Source organism: Bradyrhizobium sp. 186 (genome assembly GCF_023101685.1).
Classification (GTDB): Bacteria; Pseudomonadota; Alphaproteobacteria; order Rhizobiales; family Xanthobacteraceae; genus Bradyrhizobium.
The window spans coordinates 3,951,791-3,978,380 of record NZ_CP082164.1 but is presented as its reverse complement, the minus strand read 5'-3'; the positions used below and the strand labels follow the sequence as shown (position 1 = coordinate 3,978,380).

Genomic DNA, 26,590 nt, shown 5'->3' with positions numbered 1-26,590 from the left:
GCGGTATGCCCAATCGCAGTGTTGGATGACCAATCTCGGTGCCGGCCAACGTCGGCTTGTTGGGCGACACGGTCGATAACGCGATGACGAAAGTCGCACGAGCAGTCCGGTGCTCGCAGGGGGGCTGCGGTTCTTTACCTTGATCCAATTGTGAGACCTGCCGCCCTGATAGGGCCGGTCGCGATGTTTGGACACCAGCCCCTCTAGACCCATCCGACAGGCGGCGTGAAACAGCTCAGGACCGATCTCGCCGCGCTCAAACGGATCTACAAGAACCCCCTCCAGCCTGTGCGCGAGCCGGGCAATGGGAGTTTTGCCATATCGGTCCGCCGAACGGCGTCGCCATGGTGTTCCAGTCGTTCGCGCTGTTTCCCTGGCTGACGGTGCTTCAGAACGTCGAGCTGGGGCTTGAAGCGCTCGGGATCGATGCCGCCGAACGGCGCAAGCGCGCGCTGGCGGCGATCGATCTGATCGGCCTCGACGGCTTCGAATCCGCCTTCCCCAAGGAATTGTCGGGCGGAATGCGCCAGCGCGTCGGCTTTGCCCGTGCGCTGGTCGTGCATCCCGACCTGCTGCTGATGGACGAGCCGTTCTCTGCGCTCGATGTGCTCACGGCAGAGACCTTGCGCACCGACCTGATCGATCTCTGGATCGAGGGCCGGCTACCGATCAAGTCGGTGCTGATGGTGACGCACAATATCGAGGAGGCGGTCTTGATGTGCGACCGCATCTTGGTGTTCTCGTCCAATCCGGGCCGCGTCGCCGCCGAGATCAAGGTCGAGCTGTCGCATCCGCGCAACCGGCTCGATCCCTATTTCCGGCAGCTCGTCGACAATATCTATGCCCGCATGACCCAGCGCGCCGAGCCGAGGGCGCCATCGATCGAGGGCATCCCCGGCACCGGCATCGGCATGACGCTGCATCATGTCTCGTCCAACGTGCTGTCGGGCATGATCGAGACGCTTGCCGCGCCGCCCTATCATGGGCATGCCGACCTGCCGGTTCTTGCGAGCCAGCTCCAGTTCGAGGCAGACGAGATCCTCCATCTTGGCGAGTCGCTGCAGCTGCTGCGATTTGCCCAGCTCAGCGATGGCGACCTGATGCTCACCGAGGCGGGCAAGCGCTTTGCCCATCTTGAGACCGACGCGCGCAAGAAGCTGTTCGCCGAGCATCTCGTCACTTACGTGCCGGTGATGGGGCTGATCCGCCGCGTGCTCGACGAGCGCCCCTCGCACACGGCGCCTGCGGCGCGTTTCCGCAATGAGCTCGAGGACTACATGTCCGAGGAGAATGCAGATGATACGATCAAGACGATCGTGTCTTGGGCCCGCTATGGCGAGCTATTCGCCTATGACGAACAGTCCGAGACGTTCAGCCTCGAAAATCCGGGCTGAGCCTCCAATCCTAGCGACCCCAGCGATCCTGCCAGATCTTCTCGCCGATCGTGCAGCTTACGCGCGGCTCCTTCTCCGCGACCGGCACCAACCGACGTCCCGGCGTCCTGCCTGCCACCTCGAGCAGGAGTTTCGTGCGGATCGCTTCCTTGAATTTGTCGCGATCCGTGATCGTCACGACGAAGGAACCTGGCCCTCCTACGACGCAGTCTTCGTAGTACCAGTCGAGATTCTCGATATCCATCGAGGAATAGGATGGCTCCTTCACCATGATCGGCAGGCCGTTGATGACGATGCCCTTTCCGAGTGCTTCGTCGCGGGCGGGCGTGATCGGCGGGCCGTTGTTGTTGGGACCGTCGCCTGAAATGTCGATCACGCGCCGGAAACCTCGGTTCGGGTTCTCGTCGAAGAGGGGCATCGCGTACAAGATGGCGCCGGAGATCGATGTGCGCGACCCTCGCCGGACGGGCGTCCGCATGATTTCGTTGGCGACGGCATCGGCCGTCTCGGGACCGTCGATCATCCGCCAAGGAATAATCAGCTTCTGATCACTGGACGCCGACCACTCGAAATACGTGATCGAAATCTTACCGTTCGGACCGCCCCTCAGCGCCTGGAGGAACTCCTTCGATACGATGGCCTGGGCATAACCCTCCCGCTGGATTGCCAGTTCGTCGAGATCCATCGAGTAGGAGACATCGACCGCGATGACCAGTTCGACGTCGACCGTTGGCGTCGTCTGTTTGTCTGTGGACTCCTGCCGTCCGCCGACACCGGCGATGCTGCTCCCCGCGAGTAACCCCGCAACGAAAAACGATCCAATGGAGACGCCCCACCGAATCTGCATGTGTGGACCTCCGCGTCACAAGTGCAATGTTGACATGCAGCGGCTGTCGCCGAAAGCGGAAAGGCGTATCTCGTCAATTCACGTTCCCGGGATAGGCTTTCGCCGGACACATGAGGGTGGCCGTTCGGGAGAGGCATGGCAGGGCTCACCATACCAGGGCGGCGTGTCTCGGAGACTGGGCAGACCTTGCCAGGATCGCCCTTCAAAGTGATCAAGCCCGAGTTCCTCTTTCAACTGCTGATGGGCCTGTTCGCAAATCCATCGTGCCTTGATGATGGCAGCTAACGTGCGCAGATCTGTCGCGGCGGGCAGGTTGGCGAGATAGTATTTCTTTTCCCCCGACGTCCGGTGCTCGCCCATCAGCCAAGCCTCCTCGCCGGGAAGATGCTGCTGGCCCTTATCCTTGATCCGCTGGGGCGGCCCATCGGCAATCCGCGCCCAAACCGCGGCAAAACGGGCTTTCAATCGACCCTTGGTCCCGTTTCGCCAGCTTACAGTTTGCCACTTTGAATCGGCGACCATGTCTTCGGCTGCCCTCGACAGAATGTCCGGAATGTATCGCTTGCGGGGGCGGCCCGCATTGCAACTGGCCAGATCAGCTTGACGCCGAATGGGTACACCTTGAGATGACGGGGGACGCCAACGGCCCAGGTAAGCCCGCGTGCCGTGAGCCCTTGTCGAAACGGCGCACTGAGGCCGTAGCCCGCGTCCGCCAGCACACAGCCGAAGCGCACGCCAGCTGCCATCGCACGATCAATCTCCGCCAAAGCGATCTCTGGCTTGGATCGTGGCGTTCGGTATTCGATCATCACCGGCACTTCACCGTGCGCGTTCGGCACCGCGGTGTCGTCGATAGCCAGCACCGCATCATCGCCGCCGACGAGCCGGTCGGCCTCCTTGAGCAGCTCTGTCTCCAGCAGTGTCGCATCCCAGACGCCATCGGCGATGAAATGGTGCAGCTGATCGTAATCGCCCGCGGCAAAGCGCTCCGCCATCGGTTGAATGCTCTTGCGCTCACCAGGGCCGATCAGCCCCGCAATGTAACGCGGACACATCCGCCGCCGGGCCTTATGACCCAAGCGATCCCGGAATGGCTTCAGCCAACGCTCGAGCTGGTCTTCCCAATCCGACGTCGCGTTCGCCATGGTCGGCCCTCCAAAAGCCGCCCTCCATGAATCATTGAAAAATCGATTCGGGAATCCTGATTGTCTCACCAGACCGACAAATCTGCCAAAGTAGTGCTAGTCGGTCATCACTCCCGGCAGGCCAATGGCGCTTTGGCACGTCAATATTCTCAGCGGAGAGATAAAAAATCTCACGGTGACCACAGTTGCCAGCAGCAGAAAAGGGTCTCGGCGGTAGCGTGGCCCTAATGTGCTGGTGACTCCGCCAAAGCCATACGAGCCATGCGCGGCACCGGGGACCGGGGACAAGAGTATGATCAGACACGGTTAGCTTGCTTCTCCACGGGACGTCAGTACGCACTTAGCCGCAAAGGACAGTGTTTAGCTCGGAAAGCACGCCTGTGCAGTCAGAGTCAGTGGCGAGAGATTGAGCACTTGCGGAAACTGAAATGCATAACTTGCGCTGACCAGACTGCCACACGTCGGCGTGGAGTAGGTGAACGTTTGCGCTGGGAGATCCAGGCCGAATGCCTGCTGGGCAGCATAGCTCGTGATTTCGTTGCTGCCTGGGCAGAGCTTCGGATTGACGCTGGCGCAGCGTGCCGCCATTTCGGTCCCGTGTTGCAGACCGAGCTGGGTCCAAAACAGCAGTCCGAACTCGATGATCCCAAATACGAAAAGAAAAAAGACCGGAGCGGTCATCGCGAATTCGAGCGCCGACGCTCCGCGATCGTCTCGCCATAGCGCTGTGACTTTCACTGCAGCCTCGCGGTGGATTGAGCGTTGTAGGTGTAGGTGGCACCGACAATCTGATAGTTGATCAGGGTATAGTACGTCGCCTGCGCCGAGACCGTCGCATACGTGCCGGCCTGCGCACCGCCCGTGCAAACCGTCCCGCAACTAACTGAGCTAACTCCCGTGCTCGTGGGGCAACCGCAAAACTGAACAGGGCTCGGTGACGCAGTGATGGCTGTGGAATTCGTAGCGCTCGTTACCGCGCTCGAAATGCCGCTCATATCAAAGCCGTGCACAATGGCGTATTGAGCTCCCGCTTGCGCCGCATCCTCCACTTGCATTTTGCGATATACGGCAAGCCCAATATCGCTTACTGAGACCACCATCAGGGATAGCAGCGGGATCATGAATGCGAACTCGATTGCAGCTGCGCCGCTTTTATCGGCGACAGCGACATGAACGAGATCCCGTACTTTGCCAAACCATCGGACTTGGTTTTTGAGTGATAGAGTTTGTTTCAAGAGGCCAACCTCATTCGATGAGCTGCGCGGTTTGGCCGCCGATCGTGGCGGTGCCGAGCGCAGAGCAGTTAACCTGAACGTTCGATGTGCCAGTGAATGTCAAGGTATCCGCGATGATCTTGGTGCAGGAGGTGCTCGTCCCATTACCGCCGCTGAAGCTCAGATTGGCCTTTGGCAGGTAGATGGCGCCGCCAAAATTTTGCGTGCCACCACCGGTCAGATTGAAGGCAGTTCCTGCGGGCATTTTTCGGTCGCCATAGATGACGATGCCCTTGGTGGATCCTTAAAGGGGCGACACCGGCCGGTGGAGCACCTAATACCTTCGAGCTCGTCGTCAATCTCAAGACCGCGAAGGCGCTTGGGCTGACAATTCTGCAGACGCCTATTGCGCGACGAGGAGATCGAATAGCCTCTTCCTACCGTACGTGAGTCCAGACTTTGGCCGATCGTGTTGAAAAAGTCCTTTCTCGCTGATGAGTGAAAATTCTCAGGACCGCTGGTGCGTCTCTCTCGCCGCAAAAACGATCGCTGGCCCTCGTATCGATTCTACGGAGCCTTGCAGCGGCTGAAATCGCCAATGCGCTACATTTGCGAGATTTTTGGAGCCCCGCGACTTTCGAGTTTTTCAACACAATCGGTCCCACCAGTCGCCGGGATTGCAGCCGGCAACGGCAGGGGCCGCGCATGCAGACGCCGCGCTCTTCATCGGTCGTCAGGATCACCGGCATCGCCTTGGGATGAGGGGGAGCGCTCCAGCGGCCATTGCCGGATGACGCGCTCAAGATTGTGATGCGAGGCGAGGACGAGCAAGATCGGACAGCGGCATAGCTGAACCAAGGAACAACTCTCCTCAGCCCGGAATTGGCTGTTTGGGCCACAAGTAAGATTGGCCGACGGCCCCGCCCTAGTACCTCCCGAAGGCGGGACCTGCGCTCTCGGAGAATTCATCATGGCTCACCCAACAGAAGAGCAGATACGGAAACGCGCGTTCGAACTGTGGGAGCAAGCGGGCAAACCCGAAGGACGCGAAGACGAGTTCTGGCACCAAGCGCAGAGGGAATTGCAGGGCGCAGAAGAGCGTGGCGACCAAAACAAAGGTGCCGACATTTAACTCCGCATCCGCTCGGTGGCTTGACTCAACCGGGCCAACTGGCAGCGTCCGACCGATGTGCCCTAGGGCGGCGGTGACCGAAACCGATCTTCACCCAGCGCCGAGCAGAAACCCTGGAACGACCACCATCGTCAACCGCTGGAGCTGACCGCAAGTCTTGAGGATGATTAAGCCATGATAAAAACAGTTGATGTAATTGGCGCTCTGCCGCTTGCCACGTCAGCCTCCGCTCAAACGGATACGAAGGACTCGCCGGGAGCTTCGCAGTATGCACCCGGCCAACAGATGCAGGAACCCAACGCCAAGTCCACGGCACCTGGCGTTTCAGAGTATGCTCCAGGTCACCAGAAGAACACCACGGCCGCTCCCGGTCATTCTGAAAGCGCGCCTGGTCAGCAGACGACCACAGGATCGAGTTCGAAGCCGGATACCAGCAGTACAAAGAAATAAGGGGCAGAAAACCAACTATGCTATACCCGCCCGTGCGCGGCCGCGGCTGCATCCTGATGAGATATGTCCTGCGCGCGATCACCGCTTCGGGCTCAATAGAAAGGTACGGGTGTAGCCGTTCCGCAGCAGCGCGATCCGCCCTAAGCTCTCATCAGTCTTCAAGCGCTCAGAAGTGGGATGACGGTGCGGTACTTTCCGGCGGAAGACGGAACTGGCGGTTCGGCGGCCAACTCAACAGAGACGTGACTAAGCCCATGCGCATTCAACAGCTTGGTCAATTCGGAATGCACCGCCCGCCAAACCCGGTTTGGATCGGCGTCGGGTGCGGGATGTAGGCGAACGCGCAATTGTGTTGGCGCGGTCTGCACGATCTGAAACAACTCCACACCGGGAACGTGATCGATCTCAAGCGCGAGCCGTGGCACTGCGACTTTCTCTCCGCGTTCGGTTGGAAAGGCGAGAATGTCGGCAGTGCGGCCGCGTACACGGATCGCCGGAAGCGGGTTGCCGCAAGGGCAAGGATCAGGTCGTTGCAGGATGCGGTCGCCTAGATCATAGCGGAGGATCGGCTGCACGCGATTGGCGAGATTGCTCACAAGGACCGTATGGGACTCCTCGCCAGGCGCAACCGGCCGATAGCTCGCATCGACGGGTTCGAGAATCACCCAATCGCTGTTGACATGATACCAACCGTGTTCACAACCGATGGCCATGAACAAGCATTCCGTCGCGGCGTAAAAGGTCCGGACCTTGGCGTGGAATGCCCTCGCGATCCGGTCGCATCCGTCCTGCGAAAGCCCTTCGGAAGTCGGAAGAACCAGCACCGGCTGAATATGCAGGCGGCCGGCATCCTGCTCGGCGGCCAATAGGGCCATGACGCTGGCGTATCCGATGAGCAGAGCGGGGCGGTACCGATTGAACTCCGCAACCAGATTGCGCAACGACGCCTGCGCTGGAAGCGCCCGTAAGCGTTCCGCCGACCATTTTGTGCGGATTGCAGCAAAGCTGGTTGCGCCGATGTAATGGCCGCCCATCGCCAGCACCGACGCCGCGCGGCCGCCGCGGACGAGGAGACGAAATATGTCGCTGGCGCTAAGCCAACCCATTATCATGCGCAGCGAGAAAGCGAGAGTGACCGTCCAATTGTGTGCGTCCAACAGAATTATTCCAGGTGTCCCGGTGCTCCCCGAAGTGATTGCCACGGAATACTTGCCAAGGAGGCGTTGCCCGATCAGCTCAGGGTTATCGACGAATGCTCGGACGGCCGCGAAACTAACCTCGCGGTCGGTGACCCAATCGTCAAAATGATGCATGAGCTCTTGCTTATTGGCCACCGGTAGCACGGACGAGCCCTCAATCCGCTCCGGTAGGCTCTGATAGAGGTCGTGATAATAGGGCGAATTGGCGCGAGCAAAGGCGACGGCCTCGCCAAGCCGCGCGCGTTGTCGCTGCGCGATGGCGTTGAGACCTTGCCTTCTTGCGCAATGCGCATCGAGCAATACCGACGAGATGCTTTCGCTCATGACCCGTGAACCTACAGCAGGCGAGCGCGTGGCGATGATATTCGCGCTCCTCTCGTGGCGAGGCCCAACGCTTGCGCGCAGCTACCTTGCTGTGCATCTCCGCGCGATGCTTAACTGATGATCTAACAAGCTGACATTACTTGGTCTTTTGCTCAACGCAGAGCACGAGTGTGAATTTGAGGGGGAGGTCCCGCTTCGATCCGATCCGACACCGCCGAAACCCAGCCTTCAGTCAATTGGTCGCCTCTCGCGTCTGTGGAACCGCCCTCTCCTTCTCCCCTTGTGGGAGAAGGTGGCGCGAAGCGCCGGATGAGGGGTCTCTCTCCGCGAATTCAACTCGCGAGATTCGTGTGCGGAGGGAGAGCCCTCACCCCTGCGAGTCCGTGTCTATGAGCGGAGCTGCCCTCTCCCACAAGGGGAGAGGGCACAGCAACGGACGGCGCGCCTCTCGTCACGCGTGCGCAGGCACCTGATCCAAAAATCCCATCACGCTCTTGATGCGGCCGTCCATGAGCACCGCGAAATCGGGCCCCGTGCTGCCCCCTACTCCCAATACCAAGCCGAGAAGTCGTTCTCGAATTGCGGGACTTCCTTCCAGACGCCTTTCAGCTTCTTGTTGGTGATGGTGATCAGCTGCGGCTGGAACAGGTAGCCGGAGACCGCGTCGGTTGCCAGCATGCGCTGGGCGTCGCCGAGAAGCTTTGCACGGGCAGCTTCATCCGGCGTTGACACGATCTGCTTGTAGAGCGCGTTGAACGCCTCGTTGTTGTAGCCGAGATAGTAGTCCGGCTCGGTGATCTTGACGAGATCGAACGGCTCGACATGGCTGACGATGGTGAGGTCGAAATTGTGCGGACCATTGCCGGCGAACACCTGCGACAGCCATTGCGCCCATTCGACGTTCTCGATCTTGGCGATGATGCCGACCTTGGCAAGCTGGGCCGCGAGGATCTCGCCGCCCTGCCGCGCGTAGGACGGCGGCGGCAGCTTCAGCGACAGCTCGAGCGGCGTGGTGACGCCGGCCTCCGCGAGCAGCTTCTTGGCCTTCTCGGGGTCGTAGGGGTTGATGCCGGTGGTGTCGACATAGCCGAGCGCGCTCGGCACGTAGAAGCTGCCGATCGGCGTGCCGAAACCGTCGACCGCGCCGTCGATCATCGCCTTGCGATCGATCGCGGCGAGGATGGCACGGCGCACGCGGACGTCATCGAGCGGTTTCTTGCGCTCGTTGATGGCGACGATGGTCTTGGCGCGGGAGCCGCCGACCTGGACGTTGAAGCGCGGATCGGCCTTGAACTGCGCGATGGTGCGCTGGGCCGCGACGCGCGGAAACGCGTCGACATCGCCCGAAAGCAGCGCCGCGGTCTGCGCCGCCGGATCGGAGATGAAGCGGATCGTCACCTTCGAGAGCTTGATCGCGGCGGCGTTGCGATAGTCGGCCCATTTGGTCAGCGTCATCGAGGAGCCCTTGGCCCAGGCGCCGAGCTGATAGGGCCCGGTCCCGACCGGCTGCGTGGCATTGGTCGGTGCGCTCTTCGGCTCCACAATCGATCCGCTCGCCTGCCCCAGCAGGAACGGCAGGTTCGGCTCGGAATTTTTCAGGGTGATCACGACCGTGTCGGCATCGGGCGCGGCAACGGACTCGAAGCTCTGGAACAGGCTCTTGTCCTTGTTGGTGCTGGTCGGCACAGCATTGCGCTCGAACGAGAACTTCACCGCGGCGGAGTCGAACGGCTCGCCATTGTGGAATTTGACGCCCTTGCGCAGCTTGAACGTATAGGTCTTCAGATCGGGCGAGGCGGTCCAGCTCTCGGCCAGCAGGGGCGAGGTGGTGCCGTCCTCGTTGATCTTGGTCAGCGTCTCATAGATGTTGTAGAGCGTGACTTCGGCGATCGCGGCGGCGGCCGCATTGGTGGGATCGAGCCCCGGCGGCTCCAGCGCCATCGCCATGACGACGCTGTCCTTCTTGCCTTGTGCCAGCACCGGCAGAGGCGCCGCGGCGAACGCGGCGGCGAGTGCGACGATGGATAGTTTCCTGAACATGCGTAACTCCCCTGCCTTCTCTAGTCCCAGTCTACGCCAATCCTGTCCGCGAGACTAACCCTCCGCGGCCGGCGTGGGCAACGCCATCACGGCCTCCGCCTTGTGGCAGGCCGCGAGATGCGCCTCGCCCACCTTGCGTAACTCAGGCAGGGCCTCGCGGCAATGCTGGTCGGCCAGCGCACAGCGCGAGACGTAGGGACATCCGGTCGCGGCCGCCGATTGCGAGGCGATTGCCTGGGCCCCGCGCCGCCGCCGTCCGCCGCCGGCACGCGCCCACGGCACGGCGTCCAGCAGCGCCCGCGTATAAGGATGGGCGCAGTGCTCGAACAGGTCCTCAGGCCGCCCCTGCTCGACGATCCGGCCGAGATACATCACCGCGACCTCATCGCAGAGATAGTCGACGACGGCGAGATCGTGGCTGATCAGGATGTAGCTCAGGCCGAACTGCTCCTGGAGGTCCTGCATCAGGTTGAGCACCTGCGCCTGCACGGAGACGTCGAGCGCGGAGACCGGCTCGTCGGCGACGATCAGCTTCGGCTGGGTGATCAGCGCGCGCGCGATCGCGATGCGCTGGCGCTGGCCGCCGGAGAACTCGTGCGGATACTTGTCCATGTCGGCATCGCGCAGGCCGACCTGCCGCAACACTGCGGCGACGCGTGCGCGAAACGTGGTGCGATCGGCTCCCTCCAGCACGGTCAGCGGTTCGGCAACGATACGCGCGATGGTCTGGCGCGGGTCGAGCGAGCCATAGGGGTCCTGGAAAACCATCTGGAAGTCGCGGCGGGCGCGGCGCAGCTCGTCGGCGGAGATATGGTTGAGGTCGCGCCCGAGCAGCGCGACATGCCCCGATGTCGGCCGCTCCAGCGCCATCACCACCCGCGCGAAGGTCGACTTGCCCGAACCGGACTCACCGACGATGCCGAGGCTCTTGCCCGCGTGAACCCGCAGGCTCACGCCGTTGAGCGCGCGCACCTGCCCCGGCGGGCGGAACAGGCTTTCCCGCGGCAGCATGTAGCGCTGCACGATATCCTTCACGTCGAGGAGAGGCTCCGCTGCGGCGGTCATGCGGACAGCGCTCCGACGCGATCAGCCATCGATACGTCCGTCCTGATGCAGCGAACGCCATGGCCAGGTCCGACATCGACTACGGGTGGAAGCGCGGCGCGACATTGATCGATCACAAGCGGACATCGATCCGAAAAAGTGCAGCCAGAAGGCAGATCGGCGAGCTCCGGCACCGTGCCTGAAATCGTCGTCAGCCGCGTCCCCTTGCGCGCGCCGAGCCGCGGGCGGGCGCGGAACAAGCCTTGCGTGTAGGGATGCCCCATGCGCCGGAACACCTCGTCGGTCGGCCCGCTCTCGACGACGGTGCCGCCATACATCACCATCATGCGCTGCACGTTCTCGGCGATGACGCCGAGATCGTGCGAGATCAGGATCATCGACATGCCCCGCTCTTCGACGAGGTCGGCGATGAGATCGAGGATCTGGCCCTGGATGGTGACGTCGAGCGCGGTGGTCGGCTCGTCCGCGATCAGGAGGTCGGGCTCGCAGGCGAGCGCCATCGCGATCGTGACGCGCTGGCGCTGACCGCCGGAAAACTGGTGCGGATAGGCATCGATGCGCCGTGCCGGATCGGGCAGCCCGACGCGGTCGAGCAAGGCGATCGCTTCTCGCCGCGCCTGCGACGCCGAATATTTCTTGTGACGGCGCAGGGGCTCGGAGACCTGGTGCCCGATCGTGTGCATCGGGTTGAGCGCGGTCATCGGCTCCTGGAAGATCATGCTGATGCGGTTGCCGCGCAGCCCGCAATACTCCGCATCCGAAAGTCCGGCGAGCTCGCGTCCGTCGAGCCGGATGCTGCCGGTGACGACGGCGCTGTCCGGCAACAGCCCCATCAGGGACAGCGCGGTGACCGACTTGCCGCAGCCGGATTCGCCGACCAGCCCGAGCGTCTCGCCGCGCTTCAAGGCGAAGCTGACGCCGCGCACGGCCTGTGCAGGCCCTCGGCTGGTGTTGAGGCGGACGCCGAGATTGTCGGCCTCGATCAGTGGCATGGTCGCGGGATCAGCCATCGTCACCGCTCCCGCGCCAGTCTTGGATCGAGCAGATCACGCAGTCCGTCGCCAAGGAGATTGAGGCCGAGCACGGCGACCGCGATCGCCGCACCTGGATAGACCGCCAGCATCGGCGACTGGAACAGCAGCGTCTGCGCATCGTTCAGCATGCGGCCCCAGGACGGCTGCGGCGGCTGCGTGCCGAGGCCGAGATAGGACAAGGCGGCTTCGGCAAGAATCGCAAGCGCAAACTGGATGGTCGCCTGCACGATCAGGATCGACAGGATGTTGGGCAACACGTGCTCGATGGTGATGCGAAAGGTCCCCTTGCCCGCGGCACGCGCGGCCAGCACGAACTCACGCGCCCAGATCGCGTTGGCCGAGCCGCGCGTCAGCCGCGTCAGCGTCGGAATCTGAAAAATGCCGATCGCGACGATCGAGGTCACCATGCCCGGCCCCACGACGGCGGCCAGCATGATCGCGGAGAGCACGGCCGGAAACGCGAAGGTGAAGTCGGTGAAGCGCATGATGATCTCTTCGGTCCAACCGCGCCGCGCCGATGCGATCAAGCCGAGGCAGACGCCGAAACTGAGACCTATGCTCACCGCGATGATGCCGACCATGATGGTGGAGCGGGCGCCCGCCAGCAGCAGCGAGACGATGTCGCGGCCGAAGGAATCGGTGCCGAGCCAGTGCGCCGCCGAGGGCGGCCTGAGTTTTGAGGCGATGTCGATCTCGTAGGGCGACCACGGCGTCCACACTAGCGACAGCAGCGCCGAGGCCAGCACCAAAAGGCTGAGCGCGCCGCCCAGCACAAAACTGCGATGGCGTAGCGCGCGGCGCCAGAACGTCCGGACCGGCAGGGCACGCGTTGCGGCCGGCGCGTCAACCAGGGTGGTCAGCGGCGCGCTCACAGGTCGTGCACCTTGATGCGGGGATCGACGAAGGCATAGAGCACGTCGACCACGAAATTGACGATGACAACCATGGTCGCGAGCAGCATCACGCAATTGCGCACCACGATGAGGTCGCGGTTGGCGATCGACTGGAAGATCAGGCGGCCGAGGCCCGGCAGATAGAATACGTTCTCGATCACGATGGTGCCGGCCAGCAGATTGGCGAATTGCAGCCCCATCACCGTCATCACCGGGATCATGGCGTTGCGCAGCACGTGGCTCCACAGCACCTCGCGCCTGCCGAGCCCCTTCGCGCGCGCCGTGCGGACGAAGTCTTCACGCAGCACTTCCAGCACCGCAGAGCGCGTGACGCGCGCGAGGATCGCGGCCTGCACCACCGCGAGCGAGACTGCCGGCAACAGCAGCGACTTGAGCCCTAGCCAGATGCCGTCCTCCCAGCCGGGAAAACCGCCGGCGGACAGCCATTGCAGCCGCACCGAGAACAGCAGGATCAGGAGGATCGCGAACCAGAAGTTCGGCAGCGCGATGCCCACCTGCGTCAGCGACATCACGCCGACGTCGCCGAGCTTGTTGTGGTTGGCGGCGGTATAGATGCCGGCGAAGAGCGCCAGCGTCACCGTGATCAGCATGGACATGATCGCGAGCGGGATGGTCAGCACCAGCCGCTCGGCGATCAAGCTAGCTACCGGCGTGCCGTAGACATAGCTGTTGCCGAGATCGCCGATCAGGAGTCCCTTGATCCAGTGCAAATAGCGGATGGCCAGCGGCTGATCGAGCCCGAGCTTGACGGTGAGCGCGCGCACCGCATCAGGTGAGGCGTCGGCGCCCATCAGCATCTGCGCGGCGTTGCCGGGAAGAGCGTCCAGCACCAGGAAAATGATCAAGGATGCGCCGACCAGCGTCGCCAGCAAGGTCAGGAGACGTCGGAGGACAAATACGCTCATGCGATCACGAGCTCCGACGTCGTCCTGGCGAAGGCCAGAACCCATAGCCCCAGGGAGCGGTTTGGCGAAGACTGGTCGTTCGGTACTGGCACCGCCCGTCACCGATAAATTCCGCGGTATGGGTCCTGGCTTTCGCCAGGACGACACCGAGGGGATTGCGGGCGCCATGCCGCATTGGGACAAATACGCTCATGCGCGCTCGGTTTCGGGGCTCATCCGTGGCACGATCAACATGTCCGGGCGCCGGACGCAAGCCCCTTGCCGCATGCGCATCTCCTCAAGCAGGCCGGCGGGACAGAAGGTCGTGCGAGGCCTCGAACAGCGCGCTCACGCGCAGCAGGTCGGCATCGGCGCGGAAGCGGCCGACGAGCTGAAGCCCGATCGGCAGGCCGTCGCGACCGAAGCCGCAGGGCAGGCTGACGGCAGGATGCCCGGTCATGTTGAACGGCATGGTCCAGGGGAACCAGTGCGGCCGGACGCTGTCAAAGTGCTTGCCGTCGATCTCGATGGTGCCGAACAGGTCCTGCTCGATCGGCAGCGCGGTACGGGTGATGGTCGGCATCGCCAGAAGATGCCCGCGCGCAAGCAGGGATTGCACACGGTGGAACAGCGCGGTGCGCGCGAACATCGCCTCCTGATAGGCAACGCCGCTGACGTTGGTCGCGAGCGCCAGCTGCTTGAAGAACGCCTCGCTCAGGTCGTCCTTGTGCTCGGCTGCGAGCTTGGCAAAGCGGGTGCGCCAGACCGTGTGGTTGATGGCGCGCCAGATCGGCTCGACGTCAAAACCCTCGCCGGAGAATTCCGCGAGCTCGGCGCCGAGACTGGCCAGCCGATCGAGGCTTGCCTTGAAGGCGGTGGCGACATCTGAGGACGCCGGGCGCCCGGGCGGCGAGGCACAGAACAGGATTTTCTGCCCGCGCAGATCGCCGCGCGGGATGGCGGTGCCGATGAAATCGGGCACGGGAACGCCGATCGACCAGGGATCGCAGGCGTCTTCGCCGGCCATCGCCTGCATCATCAGCGCGGTATCGGCGACATCGCGCGTCATCGGCGTGACATAGGTCTGGTTGCCGAAAGCATCCAGCGCCTGGCTGTGCGCGATGACGCCGTTGCTCTGCTTCAGCCCGACCACGCCGTTGCAGGCGGCGGGAATGCGCGTCGAGCCGCCGCCATCGGTCGCGATCGCGAGCGGCGCGATGCCGCTCGCAACAGCCACCGCCGCGCCGCCGCTGGAGCCGCCCGACGAGCGCTCCGCGCTCCACGCGTTGCGGGTGCGGCCGAACAGCGGCGAGTCGGTCAGGCACTTGCTGCCGAATTCGGGTGTGGTGGTCTTGCCGATCAGAATCGCGCCTTCCGCGCGCAGCTTTGCGACCGCGACGGCATCCTCGGCCGGCACATTGTCCTTGTAGGGAACGGCGCCGAAGGTGGTCTTCACGCCCCTGGTGTTGACGATGTCCTTGACGGTGACAGGGATGCCGTGCAGCAGGCCGAGCGGCTCGCCCGCCATCACCTTGCGCTCGGCCTCGCGCGCCTGCGCCATCGCCTCGTCGCCACAGAGCGTGATGAAGCAGTTCAATTCGCCCTGGAGCGCCTCGGCGCGGGCGAGCACGGCGCTGACAATTTCGACCGGAGATATCCGTTTTTCGGCAATGAGGCCGCGCAGTTCGGTTGCGGACAGCAGGCAGGGATCGCCGTTCATCGTCAAATCACGCTCCGAAGCCGGCCGCCGTTGGCCCAAGACATTGACATGGCATTGACAGCCAGAATGACAGTTTTGTTAACTCGCCGTCCAATACGATTTTGATGATCAACCCATACATTTTCGGTATGCCTATGGATCTTCGCCGGCTTCGCTACTTCGTCGCTGTGGCCGAGGCGCGCAGCGTCGGCAAGGCCGCCGAGCGGCTGCGGATGGCGCAGCCTCCCCTCTCGGTCCAGATCCGCAAGCTCGAGGCCGAGATCGGCACGCCGCTGTTCCGCCGCGGCACGCGCGGCATGGATCTGACCGAGGCGGGCCAGGCGCTGCTGGCGCGCGCCAGCGAGGCGCTCGCGCTTGCGGCCGACGGCGCCGAAGCCGCGCGCGCAGTTGCCTCGGGGCGGCGCGGCCGGCTGTCGGTCGGCTACATGTTCGTGCTGGCGAACGCGGTGCTGCCGCGGCTGATCCCCGAATTGCGCCGGTCCGTTCCCGGTGTCGACCTCGACTTCGCCGAGCTCAGCGCATCGACGCGCGAGGCGCGGCTGCTCGACCGCAGCGTCACGGTTGCCCTGTGCATGCCGGCGATCCATCATCCCGAGATCCAGGTGGCGCGGATCGGTGCGCAACCTTTCATGCTGGCGATGCCGATCCGCTCGCCGCTCGCCCGCCTGACCTCAGTGCCCATGGCCCGATTGCAGGGCCGTCCCCTGATTGCGCTGCCTTGGCCTGACGAAGACCCCGCCTCCTCCGCCGTCGCGGCCCTGCTGCGGCGGCATCAAATCGTGATGCCGATCGCGAGCCGGGTGGAGACGGTGCATTCGGCGATGAGCCTCGTTCTCGCCGGTGAAGGTCTCGCAATCCTGCCGGCCTGCGCCAAGCTCGGCGCGCCGCGCGGCATCGTGTTCAGGCCGCTGCGCGACGCCGCCGACTCCATCGACATCGCGGTGTGCTGGCGGCGCGATTCCCAGAGCCCGCTGATCCGCACCTTCCTCAAATGCGCCGAGAAAGTCGTGGCGCGGCTGTGATGCGATGCGGAGCTACCAGCTCCAATTGATCTCGTGACTCCAGGGCGGATCGGCGCCCGGGCGGGTGCAGGTAAGCCCGGCACAATTGGCCGCGAACGACAACGCGCGGCGGAGCTCCTCAGCGCTGATGTCCTTCAGTTGGTCTCGGACGAGGCGTCCCTGCTTGTGCAGGGCGAACAGCAGCGCCGCCTGAAAACTGTCGCCGGCGCCGATGGTGTCGGCGACCTCGACCTCCGGCGCTACGACTTCGACCTGCCCTGCGTGCGCATGCCATGCGATGGCACCGTTGTTGCCACGGGTGATGACGACGAGGCTCGTCCCCTGCCCCAGCAGCGCGTTTGCCCGTTGTTCATAGGGCTCGTCACCATGGAGATAGGCGAAGTCGACATCGGACATCTTGATCAGGTCGGCGCCGCCTGCGAACTCGGCGATGCGCGCAAGATAGGCCGGCTTGTCCTTGACCAGATTGGGCCGGCAGTTCGGATCAAAGGAGATCGTCGAGGATGCCCGCGCATCCGTGATCAGGGCTTTGGTTTCCACCGCGCCCTGGTCGTTGACCAGCGTGGTCGAGCCGACATGGATCGCTTCGACCGTCGCGAACGGAATGGACCCGCGCCGGTAAGTCCAGTTCCGCGTCGCGGTCTCGGCATCATAAAAGGCATAGCTCGACTCGCCCGCGACGATGCGCACGAAGGCGAGCGTGGTCTGGTGGTCGCTGCGGGTGGCGAGACCAAGCTCGACATGCGAGGCGGCGGCGTGGTCGGCGATCATCCGTCCGAACATGTCGGTCGAGATGCCGCCGACGAAGCCCGTCGCTGCGCCGAGGCGCGCCAGGCCGATCGCGACGTTGAGGCAGGAGCCGCCAACGGCCGGCATCACCGCTTCACGACCATCGGCCGTTCGCGTCGGCACGAAATCGATCAGCGCATCGCCGCAGGCAATCAGCATCGGTTTCAGCCTCTCGCGATTTCGCGCATCGCCGCGCGGCTGCCGCGATCGACCTCGCGCAGCAGCTTGTAGACGTCGCGCTTGCGGTCGTGAAAGGCGGCCATGTCGGGCGCGGTCGGCTCGCTCAGGCGTCCCAGCGCCGACATCTTTGCCATGGTCTCCCCGATCGAGGCATAGGCGCCACCGGCCACCGCGCCGAGCATCGCGGCGCCCAACAGCACCGGCTCCTTGGTCTGCGGCAGCGCGACGGTGAGACCGGTGGTATCCGCCATGATCTGTCGCACCAGCGGGCTGCGGCTCGCGCCGCCGCCCATGATCATGATGCTGGAATGAACGCCATGCGCGGCAAAGGCCTCGATCACCTCGGCGAGCCCATAGGCGAGCCCGCAGAGGCCGGCGATGAACAGCCGTTCCATCGCGCCGATGTCGGTGTCGAGATCGAGGCCGGCGATCACCGCGCGCGTGTCGGGATCGGCGTATGGCGAACGATTGCCGATGAATTCGGGGAGGACATGGACGTCGCGGGCCAGCAGCGCGGCACGACTGGCATCACCGGCATGCGCGATGATGCGCCGTTCGAGGAACTCGATAATGTCGAGCCCTTCCGCGCGCGCCGCCGCGCTCGCCTCAGCATGGCCTGGATGCGACTTGAGGAGATGATCGATCGCCGCGCCCGCGGCGGACTGCCCACCCTCGTTGAGCCAGAAATTTGGTACCATGCCGGAGTAATAAGGGCCCCACACGCCGGGCACGAAGCACGGCTCTCTCGTCGTCGCCATGATGCAGGCCGACGTTCCCATGATGTAGGCAAGGCGATCGCAAACGTCAGTCGCGCCGCCCGATCCGTCGCGGCCACCGATCGCGCCGATGCCGCCGGCATGGGCATCAATCAACGACGCGCCGACCGGCGTGCCCGGTGACAGGCCGAGGTCGACCGCCGCCGCACGGGTGAGACCTGCGCCGAGCCGCGTGCCGGGCGCGACGATCTCGGTGCCGATGCGGGCGTATTTTTCCGCGACGAAGTCCGACAAGCCAATGCGCCGGAAGAATTGCGCGCTCCAGCCGCCGCCGTCATGGGCGAGATAGTTCCATTTGCAGGTGACGGTGCAAGTTGAGCGTTGCAGCGATCCGGTCGCGCGCCAGGTCAGGTAGTCTGCCAGGTCGAAGAAGTGGCCGGCAGCATCGAAACTCGCTCGCATGTGCCGCTTCAGCCACAACAGCTTCGGCATCTCCATCTCGGGCGAGATCGAGCCGCCGACATAGCGCAGCACCGCATCCTCGGTCTCGTTGATCAGCCGCGCCTCGGCCGTGGCGCGATGATCCATCCAGACGATCACGTTGCGCTGCTTGTCGCCGGATCCGCTGACGGTGACTGGCTCGCCCTGGGGATCGAGCACCACGAGGGAACAGGTGGCGTCAAAACCGATGCCGCCGACGCTGTCGGGCGCAATGCCGGCTTCCGCCATCGCCGCCCGCACCGATCTCGCAGAGGCATCCCAGATGTTTTGGGAGGACTGCTCGACGATATCCCCCGCCTCGTGCCAGATCCTGATCGGATACCGGGCGGTTGCAAGCAGGGTGCCTGCCTCGTCGAAGACCCCTGCCCGCGTGCTCGTGGTCCCCACGTCGACGCCGATATACGCTCGCGGCATTGTCGCTCCCGGTCGCTCTCGTCAATTTTGACGCAAGCCTACCAGCAAGTGTAGCCGCCATCCACCAGCACGATGCTGCCGGTCATCAGGCTCGCGGCCTCGGAGCTAAGGAACAGCACGACGGAGGCGATCTCGTCCACCCGCCCCATCCGCGCCATCGGGGTTCCACCGATCCAGGCGTCGTACATCCTCGGGTTGCTCTTGACGAAGGCGTTGAGGGGCGTCTCGATATAGGTCGGCGCCACCGCGTTGACCCGGACGCCGCGCGCGCCCCACTCGGCGGCGAGCGACTTGGTGAGATGGTGGACCCCGGCCTTGGAGGCGTTGTAGAAGCTCTGCTCCTGCGGCTTGTTGACGATGAAGCCGGACATCGAGCCGACATTGACGATGGCACCGCTCTTGGCCTTCAGCATGTGCTTGCCGAATTCGCGGCAGCACCAGAAGGTGCCGTTGAGATTGACGTCGATGACATTGAGCCAGTGCTCGTCGGTCACGGTCTCGGCCGGCGTCTCGCTGCGCGCAATGCCGGCATTGTTGACGAGGATATCGACCTTGCCGTGGCGGGCGACGAGGTCGCTCGCGACCTCCGCCACGCGCTTGGTGTCGGTGACGTCCATGATCGCGGTCTCGGCGTCGTAGCCCTTCGCCTTCAGGCTGGCTTTCGCGCTGTCGGCGACCTTGCTGTCCCGGTCGCCGATGATGACCCTGGCGCCGGCTTCTACGAGCGCCTCGGCGCAGGCCAGGCCAATGCCCTGCCCGCCGCCGGTGATGAACGCGGTCTTGCCGTTCAGCTTGAATTTTTCCAGGTACATGTTGGTCTTTCCGTTTCTTTGCCGTTTCTTGCCGTTTCTTGTCAGCCCCGAATGGCGTTGCCGCTCTGGTCGAAGCGATGGATACGCGCGGGGTCCGGCACCAGCGACACGCGATCGCCGGCATGCAGGCTCAATTCGCCGATGTAGCGCGCCGTCAGCATGCCGAGCGGGCCGGCATCGACGTAGAGAAAGGTGTCGCTGCCGAGATGTTCGGCGACCGCGATCGTTCCTTGCCAACCGCCAGCGCCGTCGCGCTCGATCTTGAGGTGCTCCGGCCGCACGCCCATGGTGGTCGCGCCTTGCTGCTTGGCGGGCTCGCCGGCGACGAGATTCATTTTGGGCGAGCCGATGAAGCCGGCGACGAAGAGATTGGCGGGCTTCTCGTAGAGGTCCAAAGGTGAGCCATATTGCTCGATCTTGCCGCCGTTGAGCACGACGATCTTGTCGGCCATGGTCATGGCTTCGACTTGGTCGTGGGTGACGTAGATCGCGGTGGTGCCAAGCTGCTTCTGGAGCCGCGTCACTTCGATCCGCATCTGCACGCGCAAGGCCGCGTCGAGGTTCGACAACGGCTCGTCGAACAGGAACGCCTTGGGCTCGCGGACGATGGCACGCCCGATCGCGACGCGCTGGCGCTGGCCGCCGGAGAGCTCGCGCGGCTTGCGATCGAGATAGGGCGTGAGGTTCAGCGTCGCAGCTGCGGCCTCGACCTTGCGGTTGATCTCGTCCTTTGGAAGCCCCACCATCTTCAGGCCGAAGCCGATATTGCCGCGCACGCTCATATGCGGATAGAGGGCGTAGGACTGGAACACCATCGACAGCCCGCGCTTGGCGGGCGGCGTATCGACGACGTTCTTGCCGTCGATCAGAATCTTGCCGCCGCTGACATCCTCGAGCCCGGCGATCAGCCGCAGCAGCGTGGTCTTGCCGCAGCCGGACGGGCCTACGAACACCACGAAGGAGCCGTCCGCGATGTCGAGATCGGCGCCCTTGATGATGTGCACGGGGCCGAACGATTTTTGAACGTCCTGAAGTGTGATCTGACCCATGATCCGGCAGCCCCTTTACTTCACTGCGCCGAAGGTGAGCCCGCGCACGAGCTGCTTCTGGCTGAACCAACCGAGGACGAGAATGGGCGCGATCGCCAACGTCGAGGCCGCCGACAGCTTTGCCCAGAACAGTCCTTCGGGACTTGAATAGGAGGCGATGAACACCGTCAGCGGCGCGGCCGACGAAGTGGACAGATTGAGCGTCCAGAACGCCTCGTTCCAAGCCAGGATCAGATTGAGCAGCATGGTCGACGCCAGGCCCGGGATCGCCATCGGAGTCAGCACGTAGACGAGCTCGCGGCCAATGGTGGCGCCATCCATCCGCGCGGCTTCCAGGATGTCGCGCGGGATCTCCTTGAAATAGGTGAAGAGCATCCAGATCACGATCGGCAGATTGCCGAGGCAGAGGATAAAGACGAGGCCGATGCGGGAGTCGAGCAGGCCGAAACTCTTGTAGATCAGGTAGATCGGCACGAGCACGCCGACCGGCGGCATCATCTTGGTCGAGAGCATCCAGAGCAGAATGTCCTTGGTGCGCTTGGTCGGCGAGAACGCCATCGACCACGCCGCGGGAATGGCTATCAAGAGCGCAATGAGCGTCGAGCCGCCGGCGATGATGATCGAGTTCAGCGCATGGTGCAGATAGTCGCTGCGCTCCTGCACGGTCGCATAGTTTTCCGTGGTCCAGTGGAAGAACAGGAAGGACGGCGGAATGGAAAAGGCTTCCAGCTCGGTCTTGAAGCTCGCCAGCACCATCCACAGGATCGGGAAGAAGATCAGGAAGCCAACCAGCCAGGCCGCCGCCGTCGATATCGCCACCCGCCGCGTCGTTGCCATCCGCGCCATGACCTATGCCTCCAGATTCCGGCCGACGATGCGGACGAGGAAGAAGGCGACGATGTTGGCGATCACGACCGCAACGAGGCCGCCCGCGGACGCGCTGCCGACATCGAACTGGATCAGTGCCTGCGAATAGATCAGGAACGCGATGTTGGTGGTCTGAAGGCCTGGTCCGCCGCCCGTGGTGACGAAGATTTCCGCGAACACCGTGAGCAGAAAGATGGTTTCGATCAGGATCACCACCGTGATGGGACGCGCGAGATGCGGCAGTGTGATGTAGATGAACGCCGAGAGCGCGCTGGCGCCGTCCATCTCGGCGGCCTCCTTCTGCTCCTCGTCGAGTGATTGCAGCGCGGTGAGCAGGATCAGCGTCGCAAACGGCAGCCATTGCCACGCGACAATCAGGATCACCGCAAAGAGCGGCACGTCGTTGAACCAGTCGATCGACGTCAGCCCGAACAGCGAGGCGATCCAGGCGAACAGCCCGGAGACCGGATGCATCAGCAGGTTCTTCCAGACCAGCGCGCTCACTGTCGGCATCACGAAGAACGGCGCGATCACCATCAGCCGCACGATGTTGAGGCCGATCACGGGTTGATCGAGCAGCAGCGCCAAGGGAATGCCGAGCAGGATGGTCAGCGCCAGCACCGAGCCGACCAGCACCAGCGTGTTCTGAAGTGAGGCGAGGAAGGCGGGATCGGTCAGGAAGTAGCGGAAGTTCTCCAGCCCGACGAACGCTTCGGAGCCGGGATCGAGCAGGCTGTAATGCAGGGTCGAGAAGTAGAGCGTCAGCGCCAGCGGGACGATCATCCAGATGAACAACAGCCCGACGGCCGGCGTCAAAAGCGACCGTGCAAGTAATTGCGTCTGCCGGGTTGCCATCCACGCTTCTCCGCTGGGGAAGAAGGCGGCCATCCATCCGCGATGGTGGATGGCCGCTAGTCTGAGCTCAGGAGGGAGAGCCCGGGTTCACTTGATGTAGCCGGCGCGCTTCATCTCGCGCTCGGTCACGGATTGCGCCGCGGTGAGCGCAGCATCGACCGTCATCGAGCCGGCGAGCGCCGCGGAGAATTGCTGCCCCACCTGCGTGCCGATGCCCTGAAATTCCGGGATCGCGGCGTATTGCACGCCGACATAGGGCACCGGCTTCACGGTCGGCTTGTTCGGATCGGCCGCGTCGATCGAGGCCAGCGTCAGCTTGGCGAACGGCGCGACCTTGAGGTAATCAGCGTTCTGATAGAGCGAGGTCCGCGTGCCCGGCGGCACGTTGGCCCAGCCCTCCTTCGCCGCCACGAGCTTGGTGTAGTCCTTGCTGGTCGCCCATGCGACGAACTTCTCGGCGGCTTCCGACTTCTTCGAGCCGGCGGGGATTGCGAGACTCCAGGCCCACAGCCAGTTGGCGTTCTTGCCGAGCCCGGTATTGGGCGCCAGCGCGAAGCCGACCTTGTCGGCGACCTTGGAGTCCTTCGGGTTGGTGACGAAGGACGCCGCCACCGTCGCGTCGATCCACATCGCACACTTGCCGGCGTTGAACAGCGCCAAATTCTCGTTGAAACCATTCGAGCTCGCGCCGGGAGGGCCGGCCTGCTTCATCAGGTCGACATAGGTCGACAGCGTCGCCTTCCATTCCGGCGTGTTGAACTGCGGCTGCCACTTCTCGTCGAACCAGCGTGCGCCATAGGAATTGGCCATGGCGGAGAGGAACGCCATGTTCTCGCCCCAGCCGGCCTTGCCGCGCAGGCAGATGCCGTAGACACCCCCGCTCTTGTCGGTCAGCTTCTTGGCCGCGTCGATCACGAAGTCCCATGTCGGCTTTTCCGGCATCTTCAGGCCGGCCTTCTCGAACAGGTCGGTGCGGTACATCACCATCGAGCTCTCGCCGTAAAACGGCGCGGCGTACAGCTTGCCGTCGACGGAGACCGCGTCCTTGATCTTCGGCAGGAGGTCGGCGACATCGTAGTCGGCGCCGAGATTGGCGAGCGGCACCAGCCAGCCCTTCTTGGCCCAGATCGGCACCTCGTAGGTGCCGATGGTGAGCACGTCGAACTGGCCGCCCTTGGTGGCGATGTCGGTGGTGACGCGCTGACGGAGCACGTTCTCCTCCAGCGTCACCCATTTCACGGTGATGTCGGGATTTTTCGCAGTGAATTCGCTGGTCAGCCCCTGCATGCGGATCATGTCGCCGTTGTTCACGGTGGCGATCGTCAGGGTCGTTTCGGCCATCGCGGGGACGGCCAGCAGCAGGACAGACGCGCCGCAAACGGCGCCGAGGACGTGTTTCACGGTGACCTCCCTAAGCTCGCGCTTTTGGGCATATGCCCACGCGTTGGGCGTATGTTCAACTTCGGGAGTGCCGTTGTCAAGCAGGCGTGCGCGTATTCCCGCAACTTCCGAGTGCTGCGGTGCGGGAGTGGGTGGGGTTGATGGTCTCGAGTGAGTGCCGCGGGCGTTCTTACCTCTCCCGCTTGCGGGAGAGGTCGCATCGCATCGAAGATGCGATGCGGGTGAGGGCTTTTTCCTCCTGGGGAGCGTCGCGCGCGGAGACACTCTCTCCCCACCCCTCTCCCGCAAGCGGGAGAGGGAGCCGAGTCCCGTTGCCGCGCTAGCTTCGCCTCACCGCTCCAGAATCGCCCGCGCGGTCGTCTCATCCGTAATCAGGCCGTTGATCAGGCGCCCGTTCAACGCGGCCGCGATCGCCGGGACCTTGGCCGAACCGACCGCGGCGCCGATCGTCGTGGTCTTCGCCGGCACTTCCGGCGGAATGCTGGTCAGGCGTTTGTTGGTGCCGGCCTTGAGCAAGCGGCCTTTGGCGTCATAGGCCCAGCCTGTGATCTCACCGATCGCCCCCTGCCGCATCATCTCGAACAATTCGTCACGGGTAACGAAGCCGTCGACATGCACCTGCGCCTTCTGGTCCATTTGGCCGATGCCGACGAGGCGCAGATCCGCCTTGGCCGCAACCGCCTTCACCTTGGCGATCGGTTCGATCCGGACCATCTTGTTGCGCTCGTCCTCCGACGACATCAGGAACGGCAGCGGCATCGGATAATGCCGCGCGCCGGTGCGGTCGGCGAGCCTGCCGACGGTATCGTAGAAGCTCGCCGAGCCGTCGGCGGAGATGTTGCCGACCAGCGAGACGATCTGATGATTGGGGCGGTCGATCGGCGTGACGCGCTCGACCGCGGCGCGGACCGCCCGCCCCGTCCCGAGTGCGACGATGACGGGCGTCTCCGAGCGCAGCGTCGCGTCCAGCAGGTTGGCGCAGCGTTCGGCAATTCCCGCGGTAGCCTGCGGCGCCGCAGGATCGGCCGGCACCACCTCGCAATGGGCGAGATCAAAACGCTGCTTCAGCCGCGACGCCAGTTCCATGCATGCGGCAATGGGATGTTCGAGCCGGAAGGTGATGAGCCGCTCGGCAAGGCACAGCGAGACCAACCGCTGCGCCGACGCTCGCGACACCTGGAGCATTTTGGCGATCTCGTCCTGGGTGTGACCGGCAATGAAATAGAGCCAGCCGGCGCGCGCGGCGTCGTCGAGCCTGGATTTTTCGTTCTCGGCGGCCATCGCTGAAGTCACGCCTCCCAGAAATCACTCATGCGCGCGAAGACCCGATCGGCCCCGGCGACGGTCAATATAGCGTGGCCATCGCGTTCCCGATAATGGCTGCCGCCGACAAATCCCCAGACCGTCATGCCGGCAGCCTTGGCGGCCTGCACGCCGCTGACACTGTCCTCGATCACGAGGGTGCGCGAAGGATGGGCTTGCATCTTCGCGGCGGCGTACAGAAAGAGGTCGGGCGCTGGCTTGCCGTGCTTCACCATCTGCGCGGTGTAGAGGCGGTCGCCGAAATGCGTCCGGAGGCGGGTGATATCAAGCGAGAGCGAGACGCGATCGATGTCGCTGGACGAAGCCACGCAAAACGGCACGCGCAATTCGGACATCACGGCGGCAATGTCGGGGATCGGTTGGAGTGAGCCCGCGAAGGTCTTCAGCACATGCGACTTCAATCGCAGCAGGAAGTCGTCCGGCACGACCTGTCCGAGATTACGATAATGCTGCTCGATCGCCTTCGTGCTGCGTCCGAGAAAGAGCTCGAGCGCCTGGTCTTCGCTGAGCGCGATCCCGAACTCGGCCAACACCTCGGACAAGCAACGGCAACTCAACAGCTCGCTGTCGACGAGCACGCCGTCACAGTCGAAAATGATCAGATCGGGCTTGAGCCGGGCTCGGTGCATCCAGCCATTCGATCATATACCCAACTCGTGAGCAATAGTTCACTCGCGACCATGACACCGCATCTTTTCCGCATCAACAGCCGCTGGTCACCAGGACAATCGTGCCGAGTAGGACGCAGTAGAGGCGAGCCGCAAACTGTTAGATCGGCCGGGCGCTACGAAGGCTTAACGCCATCTTTAGGTTGTGCCTATGATCTATTCCCAGCAACGAGGCGGGGAGCATTTCATGCTCAAGGACGGCACATACCGGGCGTGGTTCAAGACACCGACGGGTCAAGGCACCGGCATCGCCCATGTCGCGGACGGGATTGTCTGGGGCTGCGACGGGGTCATGAGTTACAGCGGCTCCATCGACGTCAGCGGCGATCGATTTACCGCGACCGTTTTGACCAAAAGGCATACCGAACGGCTGCCTACGGTTTTCGGAACCGACGACGAGCTCAAGCTTACGCTGGAAGGAACGTGCTCCGGCAAGGTCGCTCGATACACCGGCACGGCTGAACAGTTCCCGGGCGTGCTCCTCGAGGGCACACTTATTCTCAGTGAAGAACAGTCGCCCGCGCCGGCGGCGCAACAGCCGACACCGAAATTCGACCCAGCCAAACTCCAGAAACTGCCAAAGCGCTCCCGTTGACGGGGCGATAGACATCGACCCGGCACAAGCGATCCA

25 protein-coding genes and 1 pseudogene are annotated in these 26,590 nt (G+C 63.7%); 4 read left to right on the top strand and 22 right to left on the bottom strand.

Translation table 11 applies throughout. The features are described from left to right. Positions 1-323 precede the first annotated feature (323 nt). A pseudogene (locus tag IVB18_RS18925) lies at positions 324-1,394 on the top strand (nitrate/sulfonate/bicarbonate ABC transporter ATP-binding protein); the annotation flags it as partial. 10 nt (positions 1,395-1,404) lie between these two features. Here IVB18_RS18925 and IVB18_RS18920 read toward each other — a convergent pair. The 6 genes from IVB18_RS18920 to IVB18_RS18895 form a co-directional block, all read right to left on the bottom strand. Continuing rightward, positions 1,405-2,235 (bottom strand): DUF1194 domain-containing protein, encoded by an 831-nt coding sequence (locus tag IVB18_RS18920; RefSeq protein ID WP_247991670.1) that lies wholly within the window; start codon positions 2,233-2,235, stop codon positions 1,405-1,407. Positions 2,236-2,319: 84 nt separating this feature from the next. Next, on the bottom strand, positions 2,320-2,763 hold the full coding sequence (locus tag IVB18_RS18915) for a hypothetical protein (RefSeq protein WP_247990517.1): 444 nt from the start codon (positions 2,761-2,763) through the stop codon (positions 2,320-2,322). Beyond that, complete coding sequence (locus IVB18_RS18910; protein WP_247990516.1) at positions 2,733-3,386, bottom strand: transposase; 654 nt, start codon at positions 3,384-3,386, stop codon at positions 2,733-2,735. The genes IVB18_RS18915 and IVB18_RS18910 overlap by 31 nt, the downstream gene beginning before the upstream one ends. A gap of 360 nt (positions 3,387-3,746) precedes the next feature. Next, entirely contained in the window at positions 3,747-4,124 is a 378-nt protein-coding gene (locus tag IVB18_RS18905) for a TadE/TadG family type IV pilus assembly protein (RefSeq protein ID WP_247990515.1), read from the bottom strand. Further along, positions 4,121-4,621: a TadE/TadG family type IV pilus assembly protein gene (locus tag IVB18_RS18900; protein ID WP_247990514.1), complete on the bottom strand. Its 501-nt coding sequence runs from the start codon at positions 4,619-4,621 to the stop codon at positions 4,121-4,123. Before IVB18_RS18900 ends, IVB18_RS18905 begins: the two co-directional genes overlap by 4 nt. Before the next feature lie 10 nt (positions 4,622-4,631). Next, entirely contained in the window at positions 4,632-4,865 is a 234-nt protein-coding gene (locus IVB18_RS18895; RefSeq protein ID WP_247990513.1) for a hypothetical protein, read from the bottom strand. A 705-nt stretch (positions 4,866-5,570) separates the two neighbouring features. Between IVB18_RS18895 and IVB18_RS18890 the strand changes: the two genes are divergently transcribed. Continuing rightward, positions 5,571-5,732, top strand: coding sequence for a DUF2934 domain-containing protein (locus IVB18_RS18890; protein WP_247990512.1), 162 nt, complete (start codon positions 5,571-5,573; stop codon positions 5,730-5,732). A 608-nt stretch (positions 5,733-6,340) separates the two neighbouring features. Here the strand turns inward: IVB18_RS18890 and IVB18_RS18885 are convergent. The 7 genes from IVB18_RS18885 to IVB18_RS18855 form a co-directional block, all read right to left on the bottom strand. Then, positions 6,341-7,705, bottom strand: a complete 1,365-nt coding sequence (locus IVB18_RS18885) for a phenylacetate--CoA ligase family protein (protein ID WP_247990511.1) — start codon at positions 7,703-7,705, stop codon at positions 6,341-6,343. A gap of 543 nt (positions 7,706-8,248) precedes the next feature. Beyond that, positions 8,249-9,745 (bottom strand): ABC transporter substrate-binding protein, encoded by a 1,497-nt coding sequence (locus IVB18_RS18880; RefSeq protein WP_247990510.1) that lies wholly within the window; start codon positions 9,743-9,745, stop codon positions 8,249-8,251. Between the two features lie 54 nt (positions 9,746-9,799). Beyond that, on the bottom strand, positions 9,800-10,810 hold the full coding sequence (locus IVB18_RS18875; protein ID WP_247990509.1) for an oligopeptide/dipeptide ABC transporter ATP-binding protein: 1,011 nt from the start codon (positions 10,808-10,810) through the stop codon (positions 9,800-9,802). Next, positions 10,807-11,820 carry an ABC transporter ATP-binding protein gene (locus IVB18_RS18870; RefSeq protein ID WP_247990508.1) on the bottom strand — a complete coding sequence of 338 codons (1,014 nt, stop codon included), beginning with the start codon at positions 11,818-11,820 and terminating at the stop codon, positions 10,807-10,809. Before IVB18_RS18870 ends, IVB18_RS18875 begins: the two co-directional genes overlap by 4 nt. A gap of 2 nt (positions 11,821-11,822) precedes the next feature. Next, positions 11,823-12,716 (bottom strand): ABC transporter permease, encoded by an 894-nt coding sequence (locus IVB18_RS18865; RefSeq protein WP_247990507.1) that lies wholly within the window; start codon positions 12,714-12,716, stop codon positions 11,823-11,825. Continuing rightward, positions 12,713-13,663 carry an ABC transporter permease gene (locus tag IVB18_RS18860; protein WP_247990506.1) on the bottom strand — a complete coding sequence of 317 codons (951 nt, stop codon included), beginning with the start codon at positions 13,661-13,663 and terminating at the stop codon, positions 12,713-12,715. The genes IVB18_RS18865 and IVB18_RS18860 overlap by 4 nt, the downstream gene beginning before the upstream one ends. A gap of 277 nt (positions 13,664-13,940) precedes the next feature. Next, positions 13,941-15,362 (bottom strand): amidase, encoded by a 1,422-nt coding sequence (locus IVB18_RS18855; protein WP_247990505.1) that lies wholly within the window; start codon positions 15,360-15,362, stop codon positions 13,941-13,943. A gap of 134 nt (positions 15,363-15,496) precedes the next feature. On the opposite strand from IVB18_RS18855, the gene IVB18_RS18850 reads away from it, so the two are divergent. Then, entirely contained in the window at positions 15,497-16,384 is an 888-nt protein-coding gene (locus tag IVB18_RS18850) for a LysR substrate-binding domain-containing protein (protein WP_247990504.1), read from the top strand. 12 nt (positions 16,385-16,396) lie between these two features. Here the strand turns inward: IVB18_RS18850 and IVB18_RS18845 are convergent, their stop codons facing one another. From IVB18_RS18845 to IVB18_RS18805, 9 genes are all read right to left on the bottom strand, one after another. Then, on the bottom strand, positions 16,397-17,332 hold the full coding sequence (locus IVB18_RS18845; RefSeq protein ID WP_247990503.1) for a carbohydrate kinase: 936 nt from the start codon (positions 17,330-17,332) through the stop codon (positions 16,397-16,399). A 5-nt stretch (positions 17,333-17,337) separates the two neighbouring features. Further along, positions 17,338-18,984, bottom strand: coding sequence for an FGGY-family carbohydrate kinase (locus tag IVB18_RS18840; RefSeq protein ID WP_247990502.1), 1,647 nt, complete (start codon positions 18,982-18,984; stop codon positions 17,338-17,340). 38 nt (positions 18,985-19,022) lie between these two features. After that, a complete protein-coding gene (locus IVB18_RS18835) occupies positions 19,023-19,796 on the bottom strand; it encodes an SDR family oxidoreductase (protein WP_247990501.1) in 774 nt (257 codons plus the stop codon). 41 nt (positions 19,797-19,837) lie between these two features. After that, positions 19,838-20,845, bottom strand: coding sequence for an ABC transporter ATP-binding protein (locus tag IVB18_RS18830; protein WP_247990500.1), 1,008 nt, complete (start codon positions 20,843-20,845; stop codon positions 19,838-19,840). Positions 20,846-20,860: 15 nt separating this feature from the next. Further along, a complete protein-coding gene (locus tag IVB18_RS18825) occupies positions 20,861-21,691 on the bottom strand; it encodes a carbohydrate ABC transporter permease (protein WP_247990499.1) in 831 nt (276 codons plus the stop codon). 3 nt (positions 21,692-21,694) lie between these two features. Beyond that, complete coding sequence (locus IVB18_RS18820; protein WP_247990498.1) at positions 21,695-22,567, bottom strand: sugar ABC transporter permease; 873 nt, start codon at positions 22,565-22,567, stop codon at positions 21,695-21,697. A gap of 87 nt (positions 22,568-22,654) precedes the next feature. Beyond that, the gene (locus tag IVB18_RS18815; RefSeq protein ID WP_247991669.1) at positions 22,655-23,908 is read right to left on the bottom strand and encodes a sugar ABC transporter substrate-binding protein; all 1,254 of its coding nucleotides are present in this window, start codon (positions 23,906-23,908) and stop codon (positions 22,655-22,657) included. Positions 23,909-24,298: 390 nt separating this feature from the next. After that, positions 24,299-25,249 (bottom strand): sugar-binding transcriptional regulator, encoded by a 951-nt coding sequence (locus tag IVB18_RS18810; RefSeq protein ID WP_247990497.1) that lies wholly within the window; start codon positions 25,247-25,249, stop codon positions 24,299-24,301. 8 nt (positions 25,250-25,257) lie between these two features. Then, entirely contained in the window at positions 25,258-25,920 is a 663-nt protein-coding gene (locus IVB18_RS18805; RefSeq protein WP_247990496.1) for an HAD family hydrolase, read from the bottom strand. Positions 25,921-26,146: 226 nt separating this feature from the next. Here IVB18_RS18805 and IVB18_RS18800 point away from each other — a divergent pair, with 226 nt between their 5' ends. Continuing rightward, a complete protein-coding gene (locus tag IVB18_RS18800) occupies positions 26,147-26,554 on the top strand; it encodes a hypothetical protein (RefSeq protein ID WP_247990495.1) in 408 nt (135 codons plus the stop codon). Positions 26,555-26,590 lie beyond the last annotated feature (36 nt).

Bases quoted from the DNA above. Each gene is read 5' to 3' on its own strand.
- IVB18_RS18840 (WP_247990502.1), bottom strand. From the start codon at position 18,984: ATGCCGCGAGCGTATATCGGCGTCGACGTGGGGACCACGAGCACGCGG.
- IVB18_RS18895 (WP_247990513.1), bottom strand. From the start codon at position 4,865: ATGCCCGCAGGAACTGCCTTCAATCTGACCGGTGGTGGCACGCAAAAT.
- IVB18_RS18815 (WP_247991669.1), bottom strand. From the start codon at position 23,908: ATGGCCGAAACGACCCTGACGATCGCCACCGTGAACAACGGCGACATG.
- IVB18_RS18885 (WP_247990511.1), bottom strand. From the start codon at position 7,705: ATGAGCGAAAGCATCTCGTCGGTATTGCTCGATGCGCATTGCGCAAGA.
- IVB18_RS18870 (WP_247990508.1), bottom strand. From the start codon at position 11,820: ATGGCTGATCCCGCGACCATGCCACTGATCGAGGCCGACAATCTCGGC.
- IVB18_RS18880 (WP_247990510.1), bottom strand. From the start codon at position 9,745: ATGTTCAGGAAACTATCCATCGTCGCACTCGCCGCCGCGTTCGCCGCG.
- IVB18_RS18855 (WP_247990505.1), bottom strand. From the start codon at position 15,362: ATGAACGGCGATCCCTGCCTGCTGTCCGCAACCGAACTGCGCGGCCTC.
- IVB18_RS18845 (WP_247990503.1), bottom strand. From the start codon at position 17,332: ATGCTGATTGCCTGCGGCGATGCGCTGATCGATTTCGTGCCGACGCGA.
- IVB18_RS18860 (WP_247990506.1), bottom strand. From the start codon at position 13,663: ATGAGCGTATTTGTCCTCCGACGTCTCCTGACCTTGCTGGCGACGCTG.
- IVB18_RS18890 (WP_247990512.1), top strand. From the start codon at position 5,571: ATGGCTCACCCAACAGAAGAGCAGATACGGAAACGCGCGTTCGAACTG.
- IVB18_RS18830 (WP_247990500.1), bottom strand. From the start codon at position 20,845: ATGGGTCAGATCACACTTCAGGACGTTCAAAAATCGTTCGGCCCCGTG.
- IVB18_RS18800 (WP_247990495.1), top strand. From the start codon at position 26,147: ATGCTCAAGGACGGCACATACCGGGCGTGGTTCAAGACACCGACGGGT.
- IVB18_RS18915 (WP_247990517.1), bottom strand. From the start codon at position 2,763: ATGGTCGCCGATTCAAAGTGGCAAACTGTAAGCTGGCGAAACGGGACC.
- IVB18_RS18910 (WP_247990516.1), bottom strand. From the start codon at position 3,386: ATGGCGAACGCGACGTCGGATTGGGAAGACCAGCTCGAGCGTTGGCTG.
- IVB18_RS18825 (WP_247990499.1), bottom strand. From the start codon at position 21,691: ATGGCGCGGATGGCAACGACGCGGCGGGTGGCGATATCGACGGCGGCG.
- IVB18_RS18835 (WP_247990501.1), bottom strand. From the start codon at position 19,796: ATGTACCTGGAAAAATTCAAGCTGAACGGCAAGACCGCGTTCATCACC.
- IVB18_RS18875 (WP_247990509.1), bottom strand. From the start codon at position 10,810: ATGACCGCCGCAGCGGAGCCTCTCCTCGACGTGAAGGATATCGTGCAG.
- IVB18_RS18805 (WP_247990496.1), bottom strand. From the start codon at position 25,920: ATGCACCGAGCCCGGCTCAAGCCCGATCTGATCATTTTCGACTGTGAC.
- IVB18_RS18810 (WP_247990497.1), bottom strand. From the start codon at position 25,249: ATGGCCGCCGAGAACGAAAAATCCAGGCTCGACGACGCCGCGCGCGCC.
- IVB18_RS18820 (WP_247990498.1), bottom strand. From the start codon at position 22,567: ATGGCAACCCGGCAGACGCAATTACTTGCACGGTCGCTTTTGACGCCG.
- IVB18_RS18850 (WP_247990504.1), top strand. From the start codon at position 15,497: ATGGATCTTCGCCGGCTTCGCTACTTCGTCGCTGTGGCCGAGGCGCGC.